The organism is Pseudomonas sp. P4_C3 (assembly GCF_056402075.1).
Genome location: NZ_JBFUIC010000307.1, coordinates 1 through 4685 on the forward strand (window position 1 = coordinate 1; position 4685 = coordinate 4685).

Annotated in this window: 7 protein-coding genes; 2 read left to right on the forward strand and 5 right to left on the reverse strand. The window is 59.3% G+C overall.

Features of this window, described 5'->3' with window-relative positions:
* Positions 1-695 (reverse strand): elongation factor P maturation arginine rhamnosyltransferase EarP (gene earP / locus AC1DVH_RS26295; RefSeq protein WP_477756255.1); only part of this gene is annotated, 695 nt, incomplete at its 3' end.
* Between the two features lie 124 nt (positions 696-819).
* Here earP and AC1DVH_RS26300 point away from each other — a divergent pair.
* Together AC1DVH_RS26300 and AC1DVH_RS26305 are read left to right on the forward strand one after the other, a co-directional pair.
* Positions 820-1230 (forward strand): hypothetical protein, encoded by a 411-nt coding sequence (locus AC1DVH_RS26300; protein WP_477756256.1) that lies wholly within the window; start codon positions 820-822, stop codon positions 1228-1230.
* Between the two features lie 2 nt (positions 1231-1232).
* Positions 1233-1715, forward strand: a complete 483-nt coding sequence (locus tag AC1DVH_RS26305) for a GreA/GreB family elongation factor (protein ID WP_477756257.1) — start codon at positions 1233-1235, stop codon at positions 1713-1715.
* Between the two features lie 16 nt (positions 1716-1731).
* Here AC1DVH_RS26305 and cysB read toward each other — a convergent pair whose 3' ends face one another.
* The 4 genes from cysB to AC1DVH_RS26325 all read right to left on the reverse strand — a co-directional run.
* Complete coding sequence (cysB, locus tag AC1DVH_RS26310) at positions 1732-2706, reverse strand: HTH-type transcriptional regulator CysB (RefSeq protein ID WP_046043380.1); 975 nt, start codon at positions 2704-2706, stop codon at positions 1732-1734.
* 113 nt (positions 2707-2819) lie between these two features.
* A complete protein-coding gene (locus AC1DVH_RS26315) occupies positions 2820-3323 on the reverse strand; it encodes a universal stress protein (RefSeq protein ID WP_477756258.1) in 504 nt (167 codons plus the stop codon).
* 95 nt (positions 3324-3418) lie between these two features.
* Positions 3419-4324, reverse strand: a complete 906-nt coding sequence (locus tag AC1DVH_RS26320; protein ID WP_477756259.1) for a 5'-nucleotidase — start codon at positions 4322-4324, stop codon at positions 3419-3421.
* 25 nt (positions 4325-4349) lie between these two features.
* On the reverse strand, positions 4350-4685 hold a 336-nt coding region (locus AC1DVH_RS26325; protein ID WP_477756260.1), incomplete at its 5' end, for a ketopantoate reductase C-terminal domain-containing protein.

Sequence of the window (4685 nt, forward strand, 5' to 3'; positions counted from 1 at the left end):
AGCCAACGCTCTACGTCGCCGAGAATCCGCCCTTCCGGCACCAGCAGATGAGTGGCCGTAGAATCGCCAGCCATCGCATCGAGCCAACTGGCCAGCCCGGTGTTTTCGTAGGCAAACAATGAGATCAACTGCGCACCGGGTGCACGATCAATCCCCAAACCGTGCAGGAATTCTCTTTGAGCCTGCGGGTCTTGCTGAAATTGCCGACGACGCTCAAGCAATCCACGCTCACGTAACAACCCGCCAGTGCCCTTCTGGAACCCCGGAAAGAAAAAGAACTTCTGCACGCTTTTGTACTTCACCGAGGGCAAACCGTGGCAGCCGATCACCCAGTCCTCGGCACTCAGGTAGTCGAGGTTCATCCACAGCGGCGTCTTTTCCCGTTCGGCCATGGCGTCCATGTAGGCGCTCGGCAATTGGCAGGCAAATGCAGCAATCACCACATCGGCGGCTTCGGTCGGTTGCCACTCGGCTGGCCATTGGCGCACTTCGACGTTTTGTTGCCACTGCTGCGCAGCGTGGATGTCGATTTCCGGGCACAGGCGCTCGAACGCTCGCAGATCATCGACCCATAGACGCACCGCCAGCCCATGTTCGGCGACCAGTTGTCGGGCCAGTCGCCAGGTCACGCCGATGTCGCCGAAGTTATCGACTACGGTGCAAAAAATATCCCAGCGGGTTTTCATTTCAGGCATTCCAGGTTCCCGTTGGCAAAGGCGCCGATTGTCCGCATAAATTACCCCGTGCAGAAGAGCCGACGGTGATTATTCTTCATGCGACAATCGCCACTCGCCCGTGACCTTTCGCCAGGAAGCAACCATGCCCCACCGCCCCACTCCGCACCGCTCTTTCCCAATCAGCCTCAATGCCCTGCAATTGACCGGCAGCATCGCCCTCGGCATGTGGCTGGGATTCATTGCCATTGTGCTGACCTGCTGGCTCGCTTCGCGCCTGCTTTTCAGCGAGCAACTGGCACCTGTGGCAGCAGCTGTGGAGCAACTGGCCAAACCACCGGTGGCAGCGCAACCGGTGCCGGACATTCCGCCACAGAGTCCGTTGTTTGAGCTATATGAAGAAAACCTGCGCAAGAACGAGCAGCAGCAACGGCTCGATCAGGCGCGCAGCAGCAGTCGCAACCTATCCAACCCAAGCTGTCAGTTCTGGCTGCAACAGGACCGGACTGCACCCAGCGAAAAAAGCCGCGCCAACGTCCTGCAATTCTGCGATTGATCATGAATAAGCACACAGTCCACCAACTGATTCTCGACAAGCTGCGGGTCGATCTAGACATCGCCGAACGGGCCGCGCAAACCGCTTACGAAACGGCGACCCATGAAGAAAACATCGCCGAGAACAAATACGACACCCTGGGGCTGGAAGCGTCCTATCTCGCGGCCGGGCAAGCCAGGCGGGTCGAGGAAATTCGCCAGTCACTGAGCCTCTGCCAGAACCTGGCCCTGCGCCCGTATGACGATCAGCGGGGCATCGAAGTGGGCGCGCTGCTCGGGCTCGAGGACGAAAGGGGGCGCGAACAATGGCTGTTTCTCGCCCCCGATGCAGCCGGATTGAAGGTCGATCTGGTGGGGCAACTGATAACCGTCATCACCCCGCGCTCACCGCTGGGCAAAAGCCTGCTGGGCAAGTTCGAGGGCGATGAGGTGGAGATTCTGGTGGCGGGCGCTCGGCAACAGTTCGCTGTCACCGAGGTGGTTTGACCGGCAGGAAACACTATCAGTGAACGGGCAGTTCGACGCCCTCGAACAGCTCTTCCAGTTCCTGCTTGTTGTGACACTGAATGGCCTTGGCCATGACTTCGCGGGTCAGGTGCGGCGCGAACTTCTCGATGAAGTCGCACATGAAACCACGCAGGAAGGTGCCGCGACGGAAGCCGATCTTGGTCACGCTGGACTCGAACAGTTCGCTGGCATCAAGCACCACCAGGTCGCTGTCGAGTTTGCTGTCGACAGCCATTTTCGCCACGATGCCCACACCCAGACCCAGGCGAACATAGGTCTTGATCACGTCGGCGTCGGCGGCGGTGAACACCACTTTCGGCGTCAGGCCACGATGGCTGAATGCTTCGTCGAGCTTCGACCGGCCGGTAAAACCGAACACGTACGTCACGATCGGGTATTCGGCCAGGGCTTCGAGGGTCAGTTTCGACAGTTTGGTCAGCGGGTGGCCCTGAGGCACGACCACGCAACGGTTCCAGCGGTAGCACGGCATCATCACCAGATCACCGAACAGCTCGAGCGCTTCGGTGGCGATGGCGAAATCCACGGTGCCGTCGGCGGCCATTTCGGCGATTTGCATGGGCGAACCCTGATGCATATGCAGGGCCACGTCCGGGTATTGCTTGATGAAATTGCTGATCACCGGCGGCAACGCATAACGCGCCTGGGTGTGAGTGGTGGCAATCGACAGGGTGCCCTTCTTCTCGTTGGAGAATTCCTGGGCGATCTGCTTGATGCTTTCAACCTTGCGCAGAATTTCGCCAGCGGTGGTGATGATGCGTTCGCCGGCCGGGGTAACGCGGGTCAGGTGCTTGCCGCTGCGGGCAAAAACCTCGACGCCCAGTTCGTCTTCCAGCAGACGGATCTGTTTACTGATGCCCGGTTGAGAGGTGTAAAGGCTTTGGGCTGTAGCGGAAACGTTGAGGTCGTGGTGCGCCACTTCCCAGATGTAGCGCAATTGTTGAAGCTTCATATGAATCCCTCAAAGCAGGTAGACGCCACGGGCATCAGCGACGGTATATAACTATATTAATGGTTCGAAGAATAAATCTAGAACTTTTTTGTCAAATTGCCATTATTCGTGTTCTAGAGATCCCCTTGGCGACGACGTTGCACCAGCGGCACCAGATAGACCGGCACCTTGGACAGTTGCAGCACACGGGCGGCGGTTCGCCCCAAAGGCGTTTCCGCACCCGCACCGTGGCTGTGACTCCCTACGATCAACAAATCCACGGAGAGTTTCTGCGCCTGGTCCAGAATCACCTGCGATGGGTCGCCCTGCACCACCCGTACTGCCTGAATCCGCTCCAGATCGTGCTCCCCTTCATCCCCCAACTCCTCACGAAAACTGTCGAGCACCCGCTGCTCGATACTGGCAATCACTGTATTCAGGCCCTGGCTGTGAAACTCGTTCAGCGCCTGTTCATCGAGATAACTTTGCAGCACCGACTCGGCAAACAACCCCATGGGTTCAACCGCATGCACCACATACAAATCGGCATTGAAGGTCCGGGCCAGTTCCAGGGCATGCTGCATCACCAYGGGCGCGTACAGGCCAAGGTCAGTGGCATACAGCATCGAACGAATCATATGACCTCCTCGACTGCCAACATGGCGGAGATTTGATTCAGCTTAGCAGTGCCTTGGCGACTACGACATGCGGCGCAACGCATTGAACAGTGGGCTTAAACCTTTTGCTCGTTGCTTATGCCATGGGGCACATGACCGGTGGCGACGACTTCACGGGCCAATTCGCAGTGGCCGGCCTGATCGTCGAAAAACACATCGGCCGCGAAGGCTTCGAGAAAGGCTGACTTGGTCAGGCCGCCGAGGAACAGCGACTCGTCGAGACGGATGTCCCATTCGCGCAACGTGCGAATCACTCGCTCATGGGCCGGCGCCGATCGCGCCGTGACCAGCGCAGTACGGATCGGACAGGCGTCCTCCGGGAACTCACGCTGCAACAGATTGAGGGCCGCGAGAAAGCCCTTGAACGGCCCACCGCGCAACGGCTCGCGGGCGGCCTCACGCTCGCTGGCCTGGAACGCCTCCAGACCACCGGCCTGATAAACGCGCTCCGACTCATCGGAAAACAGCACCGCGTCTCCGTCGAAGGCGATGCGCAATTCGTCGCTGGCCGCACGACTGGCACCGCCCGACAGAATGGTCGCCGCGGCGAACCCGGCGTCCAGTGCATTGCGTACGTCTTCGGCGTGGGTCGAGAGAAACAGGTCGCAGCCAAAGGCCTTGAGGTAGGGATACGGACTGCGCCCGCCGACAAAGGCCGCGCGAGAGATTGCCAGTCCGTAATGGTCAATCGAGTTGAATACCCGCAGCCCGGTGTCGGCGCTGTTGCGCGACACCAGAATCACCTCGACCCGGGCACGGCCGAGGCTATTGTTGAGGTTCAGGAGTTTCTGCACCAACGCAAAGGCATCGCCGGGTTGGAGGATTTCGTCTTCGTGTTCGATCTGATACTGCCGGTAGGCTTCGACACCGCTCGACAGATAGACCTTGTGGCTTTCGCTCAGGTCGAACAGCGCTCGCGAAGAAATCGCCAGCACCAGTTTGTCGTCAATTGCCTTCGGCATGCCCTTCTCCCTCAGGTTGGTCGACTCAGGTGTTTCGTCGATCAATGAAACTCAAACTGCGATACAAGGCCTCGATGCGCGGCATCTCACACCCCGCGGCCCTGGCGGCCGCCAGTGGCCGGGCGTAGATCGCGGCCAGCTCCAGCGGTCGTTTGTGCAGGAAATCGTGGTACATGCTCGGCCAGTAGTCAGGCATTTTTTCGGTCACCATGAACAAGTGCTCGGCATACCCCGCCGGTACACCGTGCCCGCACGCGACTGCGCCTTGCACCACTTCAGCCATCAGCGCCTTGATCAGTTCGCGACTGTCGGCATCGGCCATCAACGGTGTGGTGCTCGCTCCCAGCAACACCGAGAGACC